We start from the raw sequence: 19,854 nt of genomic DNA, 5'->3' as shown, positions 1-19,854 counted from the left end.
CCCATACCCTCCGCCGTATGACACCTCGAACAACCCAGCCGCGGGCCTCGATCATCCACGGTTACTCCGCATCGCCCGAGGATCACTGGTTCGGTTGGCTGGCGGGGCAACTCGACGCGGTAGGCATACAGACCACGGTTCCGGCTCTGCCGAACCCGCACGAGCCGGACGAGGTGCAGTGGGCCGACGCCGTCCGCGCGGAGCTGGGCACCCTTGACGAAAACTCCATTATCGTCGCGCACAGCCTGGGCTGTCTGACCGTGCTGCGCCATCTGTGTTCACTTCCGGAGCCCTGGCACGTCGGTGCCCTCGTGCTGGTGTCCGGATTCGTCGACCAACTGCCTGCCCTCCCGGAACTGAACGCATACATCGGAGACGGCTGCGATGTGGAGGGGCTCAGCAACCACATCGGTCGACTCACGGTTATCCGGTCCGACTCGGACCCGCTGGTTCCGGTCGGTCACACCGACCGTCTTGCCAACCTCCTCGGAACTTCCGCAGAGGTGGTCCCCGGAGCCGGTCACTTCCTCGCTTCGGACGGCGTCACTTCGCTACCTGAAATTCTTGTAGCCCTGGGCGATTCGCCCGGCTAACCAGCGGCTTTGTTCAGCTCGGCCGTAGAAATCCGCAAGGCGAACGTCGCGGATGGCAGTGGGATGACGACACCCGCTTCGGTGAGCATCCGCAACACCTCCGGCGGCAACGGGCGACGCGGCGGTGCCAGCTCGCGGTCCACTCGACGCTCGAGCGCCCACGTGGCCCCGAAGTAACAGCCCATCTGCACGAGGATGGCGACGGCCGTGCATGCGAGGACCGCGATGCTCATCGCTTGGTCACCTCGGCCGGGTCGAGAATGTCCCGTCTCTCCGGTCCGGGTGGGTACGCCGGCATGGCCTGCATGCAGAACATCGGGTGTGTCAGCATCACCGCACCCCGGTCATCTGGGTGAGGACGTGCCGGACGCCGTCGATGAAGTCTCCGAAATACGGCATCTCCCCCGGTACCGGCGGGTCGATCCAGACGTGGCGTGGGTCGCCAGGGGCCGGAAGGCGCACCCGCATGCCGAGGTAGGCACTCACTTTGTGCACCACAAGGAGCGGGTCGTTGCTGATTCCACGGATCAGGTGAACGTCCTCCGGCGCGGCGGCGGACAGGAACTGCCAGCGCCGCGATCCTCCGCAGGCGCAGCCGGTGTCGGCATGCGAGATGACCGGTGCGTGCATGTCCAACCGCAGCAGCTTGTTTCGCATGACTCGGCCGATCGCACCCGGCATGCCGACTACCCGCACTCCGGTATCGAGTCCGGCTTCGAGCCACAGTGCCCCGAGGTCGGGGTCGACGGTCGATCGGAATCCGAACTCGCGCTCGTAGAGATCGCGGCGCTGCCAGGCGGCCTGGATCGCGACGGACCTGGTTGTGCCCATAAAAGCTCACAATTCAATCGTTGGAAGTTGGTTCGGCCGTCGTTCACCACGAAGACCGTCAGACCTGGGGAATGGCTGCGCACCCAGGCGTCGAGAAAGCCACGCGCCGCCGTCTCGCACGCACAGCGGTCGATGACCAAGTCGCCTGTCGCCCCGACGTAGACGAACCGGAGATGCACATCCGGCTCATCTGGTCGAGGACTTCTGTTCGGCGACAACGCGATTCACCCGGCACGCCATTGCGGCGCAATCGCCACGGGGAGTTCCGCCTCAACGCCGCCCGAATAGCCGGGGTCTGCACGGCTGGGTCTGCGGACAGTCCCACGGCGGTTGCTGAAGCGCCATGCCGACTGTCTCCAACGCGGTGAGCCCCACCTGACCGGCCAAATCGCTTACCGCAGAGGCGACCTCGGCGGCCTTCATCGCCGCCGTCGCCTGGTCGATGGTCAGGGTGCGCCCGGGTAGGTACGAGACGACCCAGCAGCCGTCACCGACGCTTTTCGCTTGATGCTCGGTCTGATCGCTGATCATCAGCGAGTTGCGGACCACTCTGACCGCCATGGTGTCCCCTATCCCCTTGCGCCAGCGCCCAATTGAGCCCTTCGCTTTGTTGCTGGGTAGAGTATGACACTTAGATTAAGTGGACAACCTAATCGGAAGAATTGGTCGCAGTTCTCTGCTGTACGGTGATGGCGGCCTTATCGAAGGGGAAGGATCGAGATGGCACGGACGTCTCCAACCGTCGCTGGGTGGGAACTGATGCTGCGCATCCGGGAGCAGAGCAAGGCGCTCGGGGTGAAGGCAACGACGATCCAGAAAGCCTTGGACATCAGCTCGGCCTACTGGTCGCAAGTCGCCAACTATCGCGGTGTCCTCACGGAGACGAAGCTCGAGATCCTCCTCGACCTGCTCGAGTTCGAGCCGGACGAGAAGAAGGAACTGATCGCACTTCGCAAGGTCGCGAAGGGGCGCGGTTGGTGGAACGAGTACTCGGCATTGTTCAACGACGAACTCGCCAGGTTCTTCGGGCTGGAAGACGGTGCGCAAAGCATCCGCAGCGTTGACAACAGCGTCATACCTGGACTCCTGCAAACCGAGGATTACATCCGTGCCTTGGTTTCATCGATCGTCTACACGGCTCGGCCTACTGAGGCGCAGCAGCGTGTTCGGGCACGATTGCAGCGTCAACGCCGTCTCGAAGAACCTGATGCGCTCCAGCTTTCCGTGGTCATCGGCCAAGCTGCCCTGATGCAGGAAGTCGGCGGTCCAGACGTCCAGCGAGGGCAACTACGACACCTACTCGAACTGGCCGAGCAATACGCCGATACCCTCGACTTGCGTGTGATCCCGTTCAACGCCCGCGGGTCGATCGCCAACCTCAACACTGCGACCTTCCAGTTGCTGGATTTCGAGAGCGCACGGTTGCCAATGTTGGGTTGGCTCGAAACCGCGATCTACGGCGAAGTCATTGAGGACCCGAAGAAGGTAGAAGCTCTCGACTACCTGTACAACCAGGTCCGGACGATTGCCCTCGATCGAGACGAATCCTTGAGCCTCATCGACCGCATTGCCCGTCAGCTAGGGTGACTAGCCATGAGCACCACCTGGTTCAAATCGACGTTCAGCAGCGCAGAACAAGCTTGTGTAGAAGTCGCCCATCGCAGCGATGCCGTGCTCATCCGTGACAGCAAGTACACCGGCCCCGCAGCCGAGCAGCCGATCGTTTCGGTTCCGCCCGCGATCTGGCCCGCCTTCCTCGACCTCGCCCTGAGCGCGAACTCCGGCACCCTGGCCGAAGGCGTGACCATCTCCCTCCACCAGGACGGCGGAGCCACGATCTCCGCCCAAGGCGTCGCCCTGCTCTACAACGCCGACGAATGGGACGCCTTCACCAAGGGCGTCGCCGACGGCCAGTTCGACCGCCGCTGACCCTGAACCTGTACGAAATACCCTCAGCCGTCAGCCGAACCAGCGCCTAGGGGCGGTGGCGGTAGGCAAATGGTGGCCGAAGGCGCTCGAGGCGCCACCATTTCACTACGCTCGCTGAACCGATCCGCTGGTTGGTGTTGGCGCGTCTTGCGTCCATGAACCCACTGAGCGATAGCACCCACAGCGGAAAGCAGCGAAATTGCGCAGGCGAGTATCGCAGACCAAGTGAGACTGGCGGTGACGTAGGAAACCGAGCGAATCCCGGGTGCCGGATAGTTGTCGTGGTCTTTGGCCCATCGGATCAGCAATCCGATCTGTGTGCCCGGATCTCGTGCCGACCCATACGAAACCACGCGCGTCAGTTCGTCGCCTTTGCTATTGAGATAGAGCGCGGTGGCGACCGTGAAAACCGCGACGAAGACCGTGGCGACGATCGCCAGGTAGGTGACCGCCGTGGTGCGGACCACGCTATTGACCGTCACACTGCATACGGCAACACCGATCGCGACGCTGGTGAGGATGCCGCACGCACCGCTGGCCTTCGGACTGGGCACTGATGACCGCGCCCAGAGATCTACCCAGAAGGTGGTCACATGGAGTCGGCCGAAGGCGTTCGCGTAGATCGTGCCGTCGGTCCCGCCCGTGTTGGTGGTCAGCCATGGCTGGAACAGCAGGACAAATGTGATGACGCAGCCGACCGCGGCGAACAGATAACCCCAGTTTCCGTCTAGCACGGCCCGCAGCCGCTTTTCGCCGAGCACTGCCCGCAACCGCGCGGCATCCCGTCGAGGTCGCTGCGTCCCACCGACTGGGTCGAACTGCTCATGTCGAGTTTCTCTGATCTGCCAGGGGGTAGGACGCACGATTTCCCAGGCTAGGAGTTCGGCTGTATTGGCCCCGTCAAGAAATCAGCCCTGATGTGGCAAGGAATCGTCAAACTTCGGCAACGACAATGTCGCTGATTCGCCAGCTGTACTGGTCGACTCGCCGAAGCGCAGCCCGCCCGACAGCGTCGGCTCAGTCGACGCGGACCCGGCTGCTCAAGCCGGGACCGACCAACTGGACCAAGTGCTGGTACGCATCCTCGGCAGAGAGCGGCGGATGGGGTTCAGCGATGGCGCCGAGCATGCCGACCACACCCCAGGAAAGAAATGTCACGGTGGTGGTGAATTCGTCCTCCGGCATCGCGAGCCGGTCCTCCAGTCGCTCGGCGAGGATCTGCCCGACCATCACCCTGGTCGTCCGCAGCAGTACGGTGCCGCTCTTGCGGCCGAGCAGGGCTCGATATACCTCGGGGTTGTCGGCGGCCAGCCGGAACAAGGTGCGCACCGGTGCGAGCGGTTCTTCGGCGTCGGTGTCCGTCTCCGCCGCCGCCACGGCGGTGTGCAGGTAATCGGTGCTGCTGCGCAGGAGCAGATCGTCCTTGTCGCGGTAGTGCGCGTAGAACGTCGAGCGCCCTACGTCGGCGCGGTCCAAGATGTCGCGGACGGTGATCCGGTCGTAGCCGCGTTCGAGCATCAGCTCGATCAGCGCCCGGTGCAGCAGGTTCCTCGTGCGCCGGACCCGGCGATCCGCGCTTTCCGTGGTGTCCGGTCCGTCCGACACGATGCCTCCTGAACGAATCTTCCGTATGTGTCCGGTTGCGGATGGTTTCGGCCACATTGCCCCTGGGCGGCATGGCGACGTCCACCGATCCTGAACATATGACCGGAAACGAACCCAAGTCTGCCATCCCCCAGCACGACGACGACATCGGCGTGCTGCTCACCCAGCCGCGCCGCTATCGGGCATTGAAGTCCGCGTTCCTGCTCGGCCGCGCGGGTCGCCTGAACGTGCGTCTAGCCGAGCTGGCTCGCCCGTCGCCCGACGCGGTGGTCGTCGATATCGGTTGTGGTCCAGGCGATTTCTCTCGCGTGCTGGCTCGCGCCGCCGGGCAGGTCACCGGGGTGGATCCGTCGGCGCCGATGATCGACTATGCGACCGCGCGCTCCCGCTACCTGACGAACTGCCGATTCGAACTCGGGACGGCGCAATCGCTTCCGCTGCCCGACGCATCCGTGGATCTGGTGACCTCGACTTTCGCCATGCACCACATCCCCGCGGCCCACCGTACCGCTGCCGTCGAGCAGATGTTCCGGGTGCTGCGACCGGGCGGCAGGCTGTTGCTCGCCGACACCCACCCGACCGGCCCGGTCCATTCCACGGCCGTGCGCGTCATGGCGCGTTTCGCCGCGCACCGCACGCACGATGCCGCGCACGACAACGATTATCCCTTGGCGAGCATAGACATCCGCCGATATCGGGATCTGCTGGACGCGAGCGGATTCGATGACGTGAAGTTCGTCGCTGTGCGGCCAGCGACCGGCGTGCTGCTGGCCACCAAGCCATAAAGGACGCTGCCGGGCGGAGTCGTCCACAGCCCGTGCCGAGCCGAGCGACGGCGAGGCAGCCGCTTAGATCAGATCCTTCGCGGTCATCCACCGCATGGTGGCCCAGCCGCAGAACACCGGCAGCCAGCAGGTGAGCACGCGATACAACAGCACCGAGGGCACCGCGATGTTCGCGGGCAGTCCGAAGGCGGCCAGACCGCCGATCAGCGCGGCCTCGACCGCACCGACACCGCCCGGGGTCGGTGCGGCCGAGGCCAGCGTGCCGCCGATCATGGTGACGATGGTGACGGTGACGAACGTCGTGCCGCCACCGAACGCCTCCACACTGGCCCACAACGCGCCCGCCATACCGAGGGTGATCGCCGCGCAGCCGAGGACGATCACCGCGGACCGCTTGGGGTCGCGGGCCAGTTCGCCGAGTTCGCCGAGGACTTCCTGCAGTTGCGGCCGGACCGCGTTGTTCAGCCAGCGGCGCAGCTTCGGCACGAACATGAAGGTGCCGACGATACCCACGCCGACACCCGCGAGCAGATACAGCACCGTGGCGTCGGGGACGAAATGCGAGAGATCCGCGGACGTGCCCGCCACGATGCTGAACGCCAGCAGCAGGCTGATGTGCGTGATCACTTGCACGGCCTGCTGTAGCGCGACCGCCGCGGTCGCACGAACCGCACCGATACCGGCCTTCTGCAGGAAGCGCACGCTCAGCGCGAGCCCGCCCACGCGTGCGGGGGTCGTCGTCGCGGCGAAGGTGTTGGCGATCTGCATGATCACCAGATTCCGGAAGCTCACCGCACGGGACGCGCAGGCCCACAGCGCCGCCGCCGCGCCGATGTAGGTCAGCATCGAGACCGCGAGTCCGAGCAGCGCCCACCACCAGTTCGCCGTTCGCAGCTGAGTGAAGAAGGTCGGTACCGCACTGATGAACGGATAGGCGACGTACACCAGCCCGATCAGCAGCACCAACTGGATGATCTGGTTGCGCGAGAACCGGGTGATCTGCTCGGCTTCGATCCGGTCCTGCCCGGTCTGCTTGCGCACCTCCTCGCGCGCCTCGGACAGCGCGCGTTTCCAGTCCGGGACCGAGTTGCGAATCCCGGCGGGTATCGCCGATTTGGTCAACCGGCTCGCCGCCGCGAGCACCCGCGATTCGCCGAGCGTGCCAATGGCCGCACGCACCGCGGGCTCCCTGCCGAAGACCGCGGTGGTGGTCACGAGCAATTGGGCGATATCCGACTGCAGCTGTGCGTCCGAGGCACCGAACTCGGCGTTGCCGAAGCCGCCGAAAGCTGTCGCTCCGTCCTCGATGCGGATGTCGATAGGTCGCAGGTCCCCGTGCGAGATCTGCTTCCGGTGCAGGGTGTCGAGTGCCTGCCACAGACCGGGCAGCACGTCGTCGGCCGACTCGGTAATCGGTTTGCCGCTCGGCTGGGTGTACGCGTACAGCATCCAGCCACGGGAGAGCGCGGCGACCGCGACCGGAGTACAGCTGGCCAGGCCGAGGTCACCGACGGCGACCGCCATCAGCGCGCGATGCTCGACCGCGCGGTGCATGGAACCGTGCATGGCCGCGGCTTCGCTGCTGCGGAAGGTGAGCCAGCGCCACAGCTGCCGCAGCGCGCCGAAGCTGCGCTGGTTCTTGCCGAACATCTCGACGACCAGCTCGCGCTCGGGCCCCTCGACGGCGGCGGCCAGCACCAGCGGCCCGCGTCCGGCCGGATGCACCACCGTGAAGCCGGTGACGGCGTGGCCTCGCCTGGCGAGCACCCGGACGGCGGCGTCGAGCGGAACCTCGAGGGCGGGCGTGCCGACCACGAGCACGATCACCGCGCCGACCAGCCAGCCGACCGCGAGCCCGAACATCGCCCGCGCCGGGACCACGGTGCTGACCACCAGGTGGATCGGCGCGAAGGCGAGCAGCAGGAACCACAGCCAGCGACGCGGCCGGATGGGCAGCCAGGGGCTGGATACGGTGAGCATCGCGGCGATCATCGCGATCCAGCGGGGATCGTCCAGGAACTGGGACAGGAACGTGTCCAACCGGTCCGGCACCTGGAGGTGCCATCTCGGCGCGGACAGTCCCGTGCCGGTGATGGACAGCAGCAGTCCGGCGACCACTCCGGCCGCGGCATAGCCGGCCAGCATCTTCCACTGCCGGCCGATGATCAGCTCGATCAAGATCGCGAACGGCAGGGCCAGGATCGCCATGCCATAGACCAGGTACACCAGATTCGACTGAGCGGGGTTCAGGAAATCGACGATGGTGGACACCGAGCTTTCCAGTGCCAGCCATTCCGGCCGGGTGATCAGCGAGGCCGCGACGACGATCGCCACCCCCAGCATCGCGAGGACGACCCGGACGATGTCGCTCGTCCGGCGGATCAGCGGCTGTAGCAGGCTCCCCGTGACCGGGATTTCCCGCCCGCTCCTGCGCCTCTCCGGGTCTTCGGGCCGTACTAGTCGGGTGACGCGGGATTTACGCTCGGATCCTGCGTTGGGTGCCGCTCGAGTTTTGGGCGTACCCGACGAGTTACCCATGTGCTCCCCCGCCTCTCCGAGTATTCAGGCTCCCCCGCCTCTCCGGGTCTTCAGGCCGTACTGGTCGGGTGGCGCAGGGTTTGCGTTCAGGTCCTGCGTTGGGTGCCGCTCGAGTTTTGGGCGTACCCGACGAGTTACCCATGTGCGGACGAGATCAGTTGTTGCGTTCGCTGCACGATACTGCGCGGCATATGTGGCGATGTTCTTGGTATCCGGTGGTGCGGATGCTGCTCCGCAATCAACTGTGTTCTACATCACTCGCGTCCGAGGTTGATTCTGACATTGGTGTCAAGTTCGAGCATGAGGGCATGGACAACGAACTCTTCGACTACAGCCCGATCGTCGAGCGGCCGCCGCTGCGCTGGCCCGGCGGGGCCAGGGTGGCGTTCTATGTCGGTCTCAACGTCGAGCACTATCAGGTGGACCGGCCCAGCACGAGCATCTTTCCCGGCACCGCCGGGCTGGCGCCCGATCCGCTGAACTACGGTTGGCGCGATTACGGGCCGCGGGTCGGCATCTGGCGGGTGATCGAGGTGCTCGACCGGCACGGTATCCGGGCCAGCGCGCTGCTCAATTCCGATGTCGCCGCCCGCAATCCGCAGATCATCGCCGCGGGTCTGCGGCGGAACTGGGCGTGGCTGGCACACGGGAAGAACAACTCGATCTTCCAGGCGGACATGTCGGTGGACGAGGAGCGCGCCTATCTCGCCGACGTCGTCGCGACCATCGAACGAGCGACCGGCCGCAGGCCCCGCGGCTGGATGGGTCCGGCGCTCACCGAGACTTTCCAGACCCCGCGACTGCTCGCCGAACTCGGCCTGGACTATGTGCTCGACTGGACCAACGACGATCAGCCGTACCACCTGTCCGTGCCAGGCGTGCTCAGTGTTCCCTACTCGGTGGAACTCAACGACAACACCCTTTTCCTCGGCAAGGCCACCAGCGGTCCCGAATTCGTGCGGATCGTCCGCGATCAAGTCGACCAGCTCTACGCCGAGTCGGCCGACAGTGGCCGCGTCATGGTGCTCGCCCTGCACCCGTTCGTGATCGGTCAGGCATTCCGGATCAAATACCTGGACCAAGCGCTCGACTACGTGGCGACCCATCCGGGGGTGTGGCTGACGACTAGCGACGAGATCGCCGAGCACTACGCGGGCGCGTCGGCACTTGCCGAATCCGCGCGATACGAAGACGATCGGGTCACATAGCCGATGCTCGGGAGGCGGGAATGGCAGTGCAGGACAAGGATCTGACCGGAAAGACGGTAGTGGTGACCGGCGCGAGCTCCGGCATCGGCGCCGAGGCGGCGCAGCGGCTCGCGGCCCGCGGGGCCACCGTCGCGGTGGTGGGCCGTTCGCCGGAACGCACCGCGGAGGTGGCGGCGAACGCGGGTGCGCAGCCGTTCGTCGCCGACTTCGCCCGGCTCGATGACGTGCGCAAGCTGGCCGATCAGCTGCTCGGCCGGTATCAGCGCATCGATGTGCTGGCCAATAACGCGGGCGGTGCCTGGCCCAAGCGCACCGTCACCGACGACGGCAACGAGCTGACCTTCCAGGTCAACCACTTGGCGCCGTTCCTGCTGACCAATCTCCTGCTGGAGCGCCTGACCCAGTCGCGGGCCAGGGTGGTCAACACCTCGAGCACGACCTACCGGATGGCCAAGCTGGACCTGGACACGGTCAACGCGCCGACGGGTTCGTTCAACCAACTCGGCGCGTACGCCGCGTCGAAGCTCGCGAACATCCTGTTCACCAGGGAACTGGCCCGCCGCACCGCGGGTACCGGTCTCACCACCGCGGCATTCCACCCTGGGGCGGTCGCCACCCACGTCTACGACAACGCCCCGCTCGGACTCGGCTGGTTCATCCGGTCCCCGCTGTCGCGCCCGTTCTTCATCCGCCCGGACAAGGGCGCCGAGCCGCTGGTGCACCTGGCCACCACCGCCGATGGCGAGGCGATCAACGGGCAGTACTTCCACCGATTCAAGCTGGAGCCGCCGAGCAACAAGCAGGCGATCGACGCCGATCTCGCACAGCGATTGTGGAAGCTGTCCGAGCAGGCCACCGGCATCGCAACCGCGGAATAGGCGGTCACGGCTCGGCGTCGGCGAGTCGGAGGGAGTTCACGCCCTCCGGCTCGTCCGTCTGGTCGAGCTCGACGCCCACGCCGTACACCCCACCCGACCGGTCGCTCGCGTCGAGCTCGACGATCGCCTGAGCGACCTGCTCGGTGGGCACGAGCGCCGGAAAACTATTGGGCGCGATGGCATTGGCGCGCACACCGAACTCGGCGAACTCGGCGGCGATGTTGCGAGTCAGTTGATTCAGCGCGGCCTTCGACGTGGAGTACAAAGTCTGTCCCGGGTACACCTCCGATCCGGAGATGCTCGAGACGTTGACGATGTTGCGGTTGCGCGCGCGGTTCTCCGGACCCGCGTGCAGCCAGCAGCGCTGTGCCAAACGTGCCGAAAGGCGAAACGGCACATTGACGTTCAGCGCGAAATGGCGATCGAAGTCTTCCAGTGCCGCATCTCCGTCGACGATGCCGCGCGGGTGCAGCCGGATGTGCGCCGCGTTGTTCACCAGCAGGTCGACGTGGCCGAACCGGGCCAGCGCCAAGTCGACCACCCGCTCCACCTCGCCCGGCTGCGTCAGATCGGACCGGACCACGAAAATGCGCGAATCGTTCTCCGGCACCGCCGCGTCCGGCGCCAGCGGATCGACATACCACTCCAGCTGTGACGGCGCGGCGGGCGTGCGCGTGCGGCACACGGCGACGATGTCGTAGTCGCGATAGTAGGCACGGCAGAAGGCATCGCCGAGCGTGCCGCTCGCGCCGGTGAGCAGGCAGACGCGGCGTTCACCAGTGGACAATCTTGTCTCCTCCCCAGCGCCGTTCGGCATCCGCCCTGGTGCGATGCACCCACATCACCACGCTGTTGCGGTCTTTGGTGTTGTTGCCCGCGAAGGTGTGCCAGCTGCGCGGCGTGACCTCGAACAGGATCAGCGAATTGTCCAGCGGGGGAACGAGGGTCACCGAGGGGAGTGTGGCGTCGTCGGCGACGTGGTCGTACAGCGCGGTCTCACCGCCGTCGCCGGGCTCCCACCCCGGATTGCCCAGATAGAACAGCACCGCGACGGCGCGCACGCTTTCCCGTGCGACGACGCCGGGCGCACGTGCCCCGGTCTTGGTGTCGACCGTGCCGTCGGGCAGCCGTACCTCGTCGGGACCAGGGGGCGGTCCCTGGAACCAGGCCGGGTTGAGGTCGTTGTGTGGCCAGCCGAACGGACTGCCCGGACCGTGATGGTGCACCGATCCCTCGATATCGCCGGTCGCCTCGACGCCGCCGACCCGGGCGACCAGATCGTGCCACTCCCGCGAGCTGAATATCGCGAGCGGCCCGTCGCGCAGGTCGGCCAGGCGAAGGCCGTCCGCGCTGTAGCCGTCGGCGACCGAACCGAACAGCTCGGGACGCTCGCGGCGAACCCGGTCCAGCTCACCGGTCAAACGCTGATAGAACTCGGGAACGAAGACGTCGCGGGCGTACACGTGCGGAAACGGTTGGCTGCGGCGGACCCAGCGCCGATGGGCGAACAACTCCGCGAACCACTGCGGAACCGCGAGCGCCGACTCGGTTGTCACTATCACTCCCTCCCGGTCTGACCATCGCGATCATAAAGGGCGCAGTCGGACGGAGTCCGTCCTTAGCCCGCGCCGGGCCGAGCGAAGGCGAGGCAGCCGCATAGTGCCCGCACCCGGTGCGCGCGGCCGAGTCTCGGCCCTGCCAGGATCGGGCGGGTGAGCCGTGATCTGCGTGTGTGTTTCATCGGAGACTCGTTCGTCGCCGGTGTCGGCGACGAACGCTGCCTGGGCTGGGCAGGTCGGCTCGCGGCCGCGGCACACGCGGAGGGGGTGCCGCTGACCGCGTACAACCTGGGCGTGCGCAGGCAGACCTCGGCCGAGATCCTGGACCGCTGGCTGATCGAGTCTGCGCCGCGGTTGCCCGAGGGCGTGGATGCCAGGGTGGTGCTGTCGTTCGGCGTGAACGACGCCATGTACGACAACGATGGTCCACGAGTGCCGCCCGCGCGGTCGGTGGCCAATCTGGAGCGCATGCTCGCGCAGGCCGCCGAGCGAGGCTGGCCGGTGCTGGTGGTCGCACCGCCGCCGATCGCGGACGCCGAACACAATGCCCGCACCGCCGCGCTCGACGCGCGGTTCGCACGGATCTGTGCGGCGGCGGGCGTGCCCTACGTGAGCGTTTATCAGGCGCTGTGCGACAACGCGGTGTGGGCCGCCGAGGTCCGTGCGGGAGACGGCGCGCATCCGGGGGCGGCGGGCTACGACGAGATCGCCGCGCTGATCATGCCGCGGTGGCGGGAGTGGTTGTGAGTCAGCCGATGGACCGGCTGCGCTCGCCCGCTGCGGACCGCTGCCTGCGCACCGCGTCCAGATCCACCGGTCGCGCAGCGTAGGCAGGCTCTTCGTCGGAGCTGAATGCCTCGGCCAATTCCGGTAACCAGCGCAGGATTTCGTCGCGATAGCGCCCCTCGGTCTCCAGCTGGCCGAGCACGCCGACCAGGGTGAGGAACGAGCGGGCGAAGGGCGTGCAGTAGGCGGGCATGGTCGTCTCCCGCAGCACGTTCGACAAACGGGGGTTCGTGGTACGCAGCACCTGCCGGCGCAGCCACCGCGTGGTCAGCCGATAGGTCGCATGCCGCAGCGGCTCGGCGCACGGGCTGATCGCGGCGTAGAGTGCCGCGCTGTCGAAGACCCGCCCGGCTTCGACGAATCCGTGTCTGCGTGTGGCGGCCGCCAGGTCCTCTGGACCGCCCGTGAAGATCGCCTTGCAGTAATCGAGGGTCAGCTCGGTGAAACCCTCGGGAGGCCAAGCGCAGCACGCGCCGAAATCCACCACGCCGAGCCGACCGTCGGACAGCAACCGGAAGTTGCCGGGATGCGGATCGGCGTACAGCAAGCCGTGCCGGCCCCAGCCCGAGGTCACGAAGCGAACCATGAGCATGCCGACCTGGTCTCGCTCGGCCCGTGATCCGGAGGCGATGATCCGCGGCACCGGCGTGCCCTCGATCCATTCGGTGATCAGCACGTCGCCGTGCTGTGCCACGACGTCCGGCACGTGGAAATCCGGATCGTCGGCGTAGGCGGCGGCGAAAGCCCTTTGGTGATCGGCCTCGGCCGCGTAGTCGAGTTCGTCGGTGACCGACGCGCAGATCGCCTCGGTCACCGACTTGACGTCCGCGCCGGGCAGGAATACCGACGCGAGGAAGGAGATTCGGCGCAGCTGTTCCAGATCGCCCGCTACCGCCTGCCTGCCGCCGGGATACATGACCTTGACCGCGACCTGCCTTCCGTCGTGCCAGACCGCGCGGTGCACTTGGCCGAGCGAGGCCGCGGCGGCTCGCCGGTCGTCGAACTCGCGGAATCGCGACCGCCACTGCTCGCCCATACTGGCCGCCATGGCGGCGTGCACGGTGTGCGGCAGCATGGCGGGCGCGGCGTCCTGCAGCCTGCTGAGCGCCATCCGGTACGGCTCGGCGAGCTCCTGCGGCAGCGCCAGCTCGTAGATGGCCAGCAGCTGACCGAGCTTCGCGGCGCAGCCCTTCAGCTCGCCGAGCACTTCGAAGATGTGCTGGGCGGTGCGCAGCTGGATGTCTCGATTGACTTCTTCGGCCGATTTCCCGAGTGCGCGTTTACCGGCGCCCGCCGCCTGGCGTCCGGCGAAGGCCATCGGGAGCGTGGCGAGCTTAGCGCCCCGAATTGCGCTGTGAACTGGAGGTTTATCGGAGAATCGCGACGCGAAGAGCCGGGATCGCTTGCCTGCGAATCGCTCGTCGGGACGTTCACCGATGGGCCGAAAGGTCATGAGTCACCTCACAGTTGCGCGGACAAGTGTGACACAGGTGCAGTACCGAACAGTAGGACCTAGACTGTCTGGGACGTATTCGAAAGTAGTCGAAAGGTGACTTCGATGGGATCCCAGACGGTGGTCGCCGACGTTGCCGACGAGCTGGCGCGCCGGGTTGCCGCGGGTGAATATCAACCGGGGGATCTCATGCCGTCGGTGCGTCAGGTCGCCGAGGAGTTCGACATGAACCGCGCGACGGCGCAGCTGACCTTGGGTCGGCTGGAGTCGTACGGCTTCGTCGAAGCTCGGCGCGGCAAGGGATTCACGATTCGGGACGTCCGGGAGTCCGGCGGCGTCGATGTGTACCGCCAGCTGTTCCGCTTCTCGATTCCCATGCCCGACGTCGCGATCGAGATGTTCCGCGACATCGTGGACGTGGAGCGCAACCTCGTGTTCGAGGCGCTGCTCGCCTACACCAGTGGCCAGCAGGAGATCGATACGGCCGAGTGGAAGGCCTCGATCGACGAGCTCGAAACGATTGCCCGCCAGGACGATCCGGATTTGCGCCGGCTCCTGGCCATCGAAGTCGCGCTGGTGCGCAGGTTGCTGACCGCGCTCGGCCTCACCATGCAGCGCGCGATCCTGAACTCGATCGGCGAGATGGTGCTCGAGGTCCCCGAGGCGATCGAGGCGTACTTCGCGGGCGCGCCCGATCTGCACGTCCTGGTCTGGCGGGCGCTTGCCGCGGTGTGGGATTCCGGCTCCGGGCCGAGCGAGGCGCAGCTGGCGCTGTTCGAGGATCTGTTCGGCATGTACCACGAAAAGGTCATCGCGCGGTTCGAGCAGCTGGTGGGCGGAGTCGAGCCGGCTGTCGACGAAACGCGCGCCGCCACGGCATAGCCGCTGTCGTTCGTACACCGCACAACGCGTCTGAGACGCGAATGAGCCAGGCGCGGAGGCGTTACTCGGCGCGGTGCCTGCGGCGGGAGTATGCAGGTCGGGGGCGGTGTCATGCATGTCTCAGACAATCGGTCGCCGATCGGACGCCTCTGTTCCGGTCCAACCGGTCGGGCGGGATGCCGCGCAGCCGTGCTGCGGGCATCGCCCGACCCGATCTGCTCCGGGATAGTCTTCCGGTGGCTCAGAGTCCGCCGTTGATCTTGTTGAGACGTTCGCACGCCTCCACGTACTCCTCGATCAGCCGGTTCACCACGTCGGCGGAGCGCTCCACCCGATTCATCATGCCGACGATCTGGCCGACCGGGTTGAAGTTGACGTCCTTGGCGGCCTCGGGGTAGCGGTGGCCGCGCTTCACGCCGTCCAGGGCGACCATCATCTGCAGTGGCATCGGCAGCGGGTCCGGTGTGTCGGCCCGCTCCCATGCCTCGGTCCAGTCGTTGCGCAGCATGCGGGCGGGCTTGCCGGTCCAGGCGCGCGACCGCACGGTGTCGTGACTGGTGGCCTCGAGGTAGGTCTGCATCTGCTCGGGCGGCACGTTCGCCTCCTCGACGGTCAGCCACAGCGAGCCGGTCCACGCGCCCGCGGCGCCCATCGCCATGGCCGCGGCGACCTGACGGCCGTTGCCGATACCACCCGCGGCCAGCACCGGCAGGTCGCCGACGGCATCGATCACCTGCGGCCACAGCACCAGCGAGGAGACCTCACCGCAGTGACCGCCGCCTTCGGTGCCCTGGCAGACCACGAAGTCCAGACCCGCCTTCTTGTGGTTGAGCGCGTGCTTGACCGACCCGCACAGCGCGCCGATCAGCCTGCCGGAGTCCTGCACCTGCTTGATCACGTCGTCCGGTGGGGTACCGAGCGCGTTGGCGACCAGCTTCGCCTTCGGATGCCGCAGAATCACCTCCACCTGCGGGCCCGCGGTGGTGGCGGTCCAGCCGAGCAACTGGTTGTGGTGCTCGCCCTCGGGCAGTTCGGGCACGCCGTGGTCGGCGAGGATCTTCTCGGCGAAATCGCGATGACCCTGTGGGACCATTTCGGCCAGTTCGGCTTCCAACTGCTCGGGGGTGAGGCCCTCGATCCCCTTGCCCTCGTACTTGGACGGAATCACCAGATCGACGCCGTAGACGCCCTGCACGTGCTCGTCGAGCCAAGCCAGCTCGACCTCCAGTTGCTCGGCGGTGAAGCCGACCGCACCGAGCACGCCGAGCCCGCCGGCGTTGCTGACCGCGGCTGCCACGTCACGGCAGTGGGTGAAGGCGAAGATGGGGAATTCGATCCCGAGCCGTTCGCAGATTTCGGTACGCATGGCGTGCTGGTCTCCCTAACTGCTCCGCCGCGAACGGCGCGGCGCAGATGTCATAGAACGAGTTGCATAATTGTCGCGCGGTTCGGCAGGCTGCCAGCGCGTCGCTGCCGCCGCTCACCGCAGATATCGCCATGAAGCGGCTGCGGCGTCAGCAACGGGCCCGCCCACCATGCATCGACAGTAACACGTTCTAGTTTTGCGGGGAATCCTCGCCGCGGAGTCAGTCCGCGGCGTGCTCGAGTTCGGCCAGGGAGTCTTCCAGGTGATCGAGCATCCGGGGCAGCTGCGGCACGCTGCGGCGGCAGCCGACCAGGCCGAAATCGAGGTTGCCCGCGTTGGAGGTCAGCGTGATGTTCACCGCCTGCCCGTCGAACGGGATCGACAGCGGGTAACTGGCATCGAGACGAGCACCGTTCCAGTACATGGGTTCGCGCGGACCCGGCACGTTGGAGATGACGATATTGAACGTCGGATTGGTCCACGGGATCAGCGCGGGCACGAGATTGAGGGCCAGCGGGCTGAGCATCAACGCCGACAGCGCCATCGTCTGATTGCACGACAGCGCGCGGTAGACCTCTTTGCTGTCGTGCATCGACGCGCTGACCACGCGCAGCCGCTCCAGTGGATCGGCGCGATCGGTGGCGAGGTTGCACAGCGCCGCGCCGACCTTCACCCCGTTGGTCTCGTTATCGTCCTCGGAACGCAGCGACACCGGCACCATCGCGATCAACGGCTTGTCCGGCAAGGCATTCCGTTCGAGCAGATAGCGGCGCAGCGCGCCCGCCGACATGGCGAGCACGACATCGTTGAGCGTCGAACCGGTCGCCTTCTTCACCTGCTGCAGCCGCTCCAACGGCCAGGACCGGACCACCGAACGACGCGCGCCGCCGATCGGCACGTTGAACATGGTGCGCGGCGCGGCGAAAGGCTGCTGCCGCAGCAGGGCTTCGCGGGCCGCACGCAGCAGCGACGCGCCGGAAGTGGCCGCCGACAACAGGTTTCGCGTCGCGGCGCGCACACCGAGCGGCTCCGACCTGCGCCGTGTCCTGGGCAGATGCCACGGCACCCGCGTCGCAGTGGAGGACGGGTCGCTGGTCAACGTGCGACGTAGAAGACGTTGTGCCGAAACGCCGTCGATCAAGGCGTGGTGCATCTTCGAATACAGCGCGAACCGTCCGTCGGCCAAGCCCTCGATCAGATGGATCTCCCACAGCGGGCGATGCCGGTCGAGCAGGCTGCCGTGCAGCCCGGAGGCCAGCTCGACGAGTTGGTCCATCCGTCCGGGACCAGGCACGGCCAGCCGCCGCACGTGATAGTCGAGTTCGACGTCATCGGCGTACGTCCACGCCATCTGTGGTGCGCCGAGCATCGTTGCGGGATGCTTGCGGAAGGTGGGATCGATGTCGGTGCAGCGCAAGAGTTCTTCATGAACTTGCGCGGCGAAGTCGGCGCCGGCGTCTTCAGGTGGCTCGAATAGTTGTAGCGATCCGACGTGCATCGGCTGTTCGCGGGATTCGGCGAGCAGAAAGACCGCATCGACCGGCGCGATGAATTCCATGGCGAGTCGCCCCCTGACGACAGTGGTGAAAGTGTTGTGATTTGCGATCGACCACGTTGTCGGCGGGTCCGCGCAGCCCATGAAAACGCCGCGACACGATCAACCTACCCGCATCGGACGGGTCGTGTTCGGCGAATCACCGAACCTTCGCGGCCAGCAGGTAGGCCTGTCCGAACCGTTCGTCGGGCTTCGGCTCACGCACCATACGGGCGATCGTGGTGAACCCGGCATCGGTGAGCAGACGGGCGAGCCGTTTCGGCGCCCATCGATAGGCACGAGTCACCTTGTGGTCGAAGGCTTCCACCGCATCGGGCAGATCGGCTGTTTGGAACGCCAGCAGCAGGTGGCCTTTGTCCGCGAGTACCCGAGAAAACTCGCCCAACACCTGCGGCACGCGATCCGGCGGGATGTGGATCAAGGAATACCAGGCGACGATACCGCCGAGTTCCCCGTCGCTGATCGGTAGCTGTTCCAAGGAACCTTGGTCGAAGGACAGGTGTGGAAATTCCGCCCGCGCGAGCGCCACCATCCGCGGCGATAGATCGATCCCGAACACCCGCACACCGAGGGTCGCGAGATGCGCGGCAACCCGCCCAGGGCCGCAGCCGAGATCCGCCACGAGCCCGGAACCGTTGTCCCCCACCAACTCCGCGAACACGCCGAGCATCGCCCGGTCCAGCGGCTGGCCATCGAGCTGGTACCGGAAGAGCTCGGCATAGAGGTCGGCAACGTCGTCGTAGGCGATGCGCGCTGCGGTCACATCGTCGAATTCGTCCCTGGGGTCTTCGGTCGTGTCCAGCATCCTCAGCAGCGTATTACGCGATCGGATCGAAGGTCTGAGCGACCGCCGGACTGTCCTCGTGGATGACGGACACCCGCATCGCTTCACCTGTCGGGTAGTGGGGCGATCGCCTCGGGAACGGTGGGCACGGGCCGATCGTCGGAGGCCGGCTCGGCGCGGCTGCGCGCGGTGCCGAGAATCGAGCCGAGGATGACCAACGGGAAGCCGATCGCCATGCCGGCGGTCAGCGGCTCGTCGAGCGCCATGACACCGAGCAGGATCGCCACCGCCGGGTTGATGTAGGTGATCACCGTGGCGCGTGCGGGACCGACTTCGGAGATCAGCGCGAAGAAGAACAGGAACGCCGCGGCCGTGCAGATCACCGCCAGGCCGAGCACGGACCACGCTGAATCGGCCGTGATGTGCGATGGCCACAGCCAGCCCGCCAACGGGGCGTAGATCGCCGCGGCCAGCAGCAGGGAGCCGGTGACCACACCGAGCGGAGGCAGGTCGGCGAGCGCGCGGTTGATGATGATCGGGCCGACCGCGTATCCGATCGTCGTCAGGCCGATCGCGCCGATGGCCGCCGGATTCCCCAGGTCGATATCCAGGCCGACGAGTGCGGCGACACCAGCGAATCCCACGAGCAGGCCGGTTACCCGGCGCGCGTCGAACCGGTCGTGGCCGAGCTTGGTCACGATCACCACGGCGATCAGCGGAACCGCGGCGATCAGCAACCCGACGGTCGAGCTGTTCAGCGTGGTCTCCGCATACCCGATCAGGAACCACGGGCCGGTGATCTCCACCAGGGTGTAGAGCAGCAGCGGCCGCCATCGCCGCAGCACCGGAGCCAATACATCGCGGTACAGCGCGATCGGCAACAGCAGCAGGCCGCCGATCAGGGTGCGCCCGAACGCGACCACTATAGGGTCGAGATCCTCCACCGCGATCCGGATCATCGCGTACGGCACACCCCAGATCACGCCCATCGCCAGGAACAGCGCCCACCCGCGTCGCGTCATCGCGCGACCCCCGATCGGCGCCGAGGGATGAGAATCGGATCGGTTGGTGACATGCTCCGCTCGCTTTCGACCACTCGGAG

Annotated in this window: 21 protein-coding genes; 8 read left to right on the top strand and 13 right to left on the bottom strand. The window is 66.5% G+C overall.

What is annotated here, in order from left to right; genetic code table 11:
- The first annotated feature begins 17 nt into the window (after positions 1 to 17).
- The gene (locus ACWPXK_RS01960; RefSeq protein WP_454194282.1) at positions 18 to 593 is read left to right on the top strand and encodes an RBBP9/YdeN family alpha/beta hydrolase; all 576 of its coding nucleotides are present in this window, start codon (positions 18 to 20) and stop codon (positions 591 to 593) included.
- On the opposite strand, the gene ACWPXK_RS01955 is transcribed toward ACWPXK_RS01960, so the two are convergent.
- From ACWPXK_RS01955 to ACWPXK_RS01945, 3 genes are all read right to left on the bottom strand, one after another.
- Positions 590 to 826 carry a hypothetical protein gene (locus ACWPXK_RS01955; protein ID WP_454194281.1) on the bottom strand — a complete coding sequence of 79 codons (237 nt, stop codon included), beginning with the start codon at positions 824 to 826 and terminating at the stop codon, positions 590 to 592. The genes ACWPXK_RS01960 and ACWPXK_RS01955 overlap by 4 nt on opposite strands.
- A gap of 97 nt (positions 827 to 923) precedes the next feature.
- The gene (locus tag ACWPXK_RS01950) at positions 924 to 1,424 is read right to left on the bottom strand and encodes a hypothetical protein (RefSeq protein ID WP_454194280.1); all 501 of its coding nucleotides are present in this window, start codon (positions 1,422 to 1,424) and stop codon (positions 924 to 926) included.
- Positions 1,425 to 1,694: 270 nt separating this feature from the next.
- On the bottom strand, positions 1,695 to 1,985 hold the full coding sequence (locus ACWPXK_RS01945; protein ID WP_454194279.1) for a hypothetical protein: 291 nt from the start codon (positions 1,983 to 1,985) through the stop codon (positions 1,695 to 1,697).
- 159 nt (positions 1,986 to 2,144) lie between these two features.
- Here ACWPXK_RS01945 and ACWPXK_RS01940 point away from each other — a divergent pair, with 159 nt between their 5' ends.
- Together ACWPXK_RS01940 and ACWPXK_RS01935 are read left to right on the top strand one after the other, a co-directional pair.
- Positions 2,145 to 3,011 carry a DUF5753 domain-containing protein gene (locus tag ACWPXK_RS01940; RefSeq protein ID WP_454194278.1) on the top strand — a complete coding sequence of 289 codons (867 nt, stop codon included), beginning with the start codon at positions 2,145 to 2,147 and terminating at the stop codon, positions 3,009 to 3,011.
- A gap of 6 nt (positions 3,012 to 3,017) precedes the next feature.
- A complete protein-coding gene (locus tag ACWPXK_RS01935; RefSeq protein WP_454194277.1) occupies positions 3,018 to 3,353 on the top strand; it encodes a DUF397 domain-containing protein in 336 nt (111 codons plus the stop codon).
- A 23-nt stretch (positions 3,354 to 3,376) separates the two neighbouring features.
- Here the strand turns inward: ACWPXK_RS01935 and ACWPXK_RS01930 are convergent, their stop codons facing one another.
- Positions 3,377 to 4,114: a hypothetical protein gene (locus ACWPXK_RS01930; protein ID WP_454194276.1), complete on the bottom strand. Its 738-nt coding sequence runs from the start codon at positions 4,112 to 4,114 to the stop codon at positions 3,377 to 3,379.
- A gap of 256 nt (positions 4,115 to 4,370) precedes the next feature.
- A complete protein-coding gene (locus ACWPXK_RS01925) occupies positions 4,371 to 4,958 on the bottom strand; it encodes a TetR/AcrR family transcriptional regulator (RefSeq protein ID WP_454194275.1) in 588 nt (195 codons plus the stop codon).
- 98 nt (positions 4,959 to 5,056) lie between these two features.
- Between ACWPXK_RS01925 and ACWPXK_RS01920 the strand changes: the two genes are divergently transcribed.
- Positions 5,057 to 5,743: a class I SAM-dependent methyltransferase gene (locus tag ACWPXK_RS01920; protein ID WP_454194274.1), complete on the top strand. Its 687-nt coding sequence runs from the start codon at positions 5,057 to 5,059 to the stop codon at positions 5,741 to 5,743.
- A 63-nt stretch (positions 5,744 to 5,806) separates the two neighbouring features.
- Here ACWPXK_RS01920 and ACWPXK_RS01915 read toward each other — a convergent pair whose 3' ends face one another.
- Entirely contained in the window at positions 5,807 to 8,086 is a 2,280-nt protein-coding gene (locus ACWPXK_RS01915; protein ID WP_454194273.1) for a lysylphosphatidylglycerol synthase domain-containing protein, read from the bottom strand.
- Positions 8,087 to 8,589: 503 nt separating this feature from the next.
- Between ACWPXK_RS01915 and ACWPXK_RS01910 the strand changes: the two genes are divergently transcribed.
- Both ACWPXK_RS01910 and ACWPXK_RS01905 read left to right on the top strand, forming a co-directional pair.
- The gene (locus ACWPXK_RS01910; RefSeq protein WP_454194272.1) at positions 8,590 to 9,489 is read left to right on the top strand and encodes a polysaccharide deacetylase family protein; all 900 of its coding nucleotides are present in this window, start codon (positions 8,590 to 8,592) and stop codon (positions 9,487 to 9,489) included.
- 20 nt (positions 9,490 to 9,509) lie between these two features.
- Entirely contained in the window at positions 9,510 to 10,367 is an 858-nt protein-coding gene (locus ACWPXK_RS01905; protein ID WP_454194271.1) for an SDR family NAD(P)-dependent oxidoreductase, read from the top strand.
- A 4-nt stretch (positions 10,368 to 10,371) separates the two neighbouring features.
- On the opposite strand, the gene ACWPXK_RS01900 is transcribed toward ACWPXK_RS01905, so the two are convergent.
- Positions 10,372 to 11,154 (bottom strand): SDR family NAD(P)-dependent oxidoreductase, encoded by a 783-nt coding sequence (locus tag ACWPXK_RS01900; RefSeq protein WP_454194270.1) that lies wholly within the window; start codon positions 11,152 to 11,154, stop codon positions 10,372 to 10,374.
- Positions 11,141 to 11,923: a 2OG-Fe(II) oxygenase gene (locus ACWPXK_RS01895; protein ID WP_454194269.1), complete on the bottom strand. Its 783-nt coding sequence runs from the start codon at positions 11,921 to 11,923 to the stop codon at positions 11,141 to 11,143. Before ACWPXK_RS01895 ends, ACWPXK_RS01900 begins: the two co-directional genes overlap by 14 nt.
- A 156-nt stretch (positions 11,924 to 12,079) precedes the next feature.
- Here ACWPXK_RS01895 and ACWPXK_RS01890 point away from each other — a divergent pair, with 156 nt between their 5' ends.
- Complete coding sequence (locus ACWPXK_RS01890) at positions 12,080 to 12,673, top strand: DUF459 domain-containing protein (RefSeq protein ID WP_454194268.1); 594 nt, start codon at positions 12,080 to 12,082, stop codon at positions 12,671 to 12,673.
- Between the two features lies 1 nt (position 12,674).
- On the opposite strand, the gene ACWPXK_RS01885 is transcribed toward ACWPXK_RS01890, so the two are convergent.
- Entirely contained in the window at positions 12,675 to 14,030 is a 1,356-nt protein-coding gene (locus ACWPXK_RS01885) for an ABC1 kinase family protein (RefSeq protein ID WP_454194267.1), read from the bottom strand.
- A 240-nt stretch (positions 14,031 to 14,270) separates the two neighbouring features.
- Between ACWPXK_RS01885 and ACWPXK_RS01880 the strand changes: the two genes are divergently transcribed.
- Entirely contained in the window at positions 14,271 to 15,047 is a 777-nt protein-coding gene (locus tag ACWPXK_RS01880) for a GntR family transcriptional regulator (RefSeq protein ID WP_454194266.1), read from the top strand.
- A gap of 241 nt (positions 15,048 to 15,288) precedes the next feature.
- Here ACWPXK_RS01880 and ACWPXK_RS01875 read toward each other — a convergent pair whose 3' ends face one another.
- From ACWPXK_RS01875 to ACWPXK_RS01860, 4 genes are all read right to left on the bottom strand, one after another.
- Positions 15,289 to 16,413 carry an NAD(P)H-dependent flavin oxidoreductase gene (locus tag ACWPXK_RS01875; protein WP_454194265.1) on the bottom strand — a complete coding sequence of 375 codons (1,125 nt, stop codon included), beginning with the start codon at positions 16,411 to 16,413 and terminating at the stop codon, positions 15,289 to 15,291.
- Between the two features lie 220 nt (positions 16,414 to 16,633).
- On the bottom strand, positions 16,634 to 17,971 hold the full coding sequence (locus ACWPXK_RS01870) for a WS/DGAT/MGAT family O-acyltransferase (RefSeq protein ID WP_454194264.1): 1,338 nt from the start codon (positions 17,969 to 17,971) through the stop codon (positions 16,634 to 16,636).
- A gap of 136 nt (positions 17,972 to 18,107) precedes the next feature.
- On the bottom strand, positions 18,108 to 18,773 hold the full coding sequence (locus ACWPXK_RS01865; protein WP_454194263.1) for a class I SAM-dependent DNA methyltransferase: 666 nt from the start codon (positions 18,771 to 18,773) through the stop codon (positions 18,108 to 18,110).
- 83 nt (positions 18,774 to 18,856) lie between these two features.
- Positions 18,857 to 19,774: a DMT family transporter gene (locus tag ACWPXK_RS01860; protein WP_454194262.1), complete on the bottom strand. Its 918-nt coding sequence runs from the start codon at positions 19,772 to 19,774 to the stop codon at positions 18,857 to 18,859.
- Between the last annotated feature and the right edge of the window lie 80 nt (positions 19,775 to 19,854).

The sequence above is a fragment of the Nocardia sp. Marseille-Q1738 genome (genome assembly GCF_965283145.1).
Note: the sequence above shows the minus strand (reverse complement) of the source record. Positions and strands in the feature narration are given on the sequence as shown.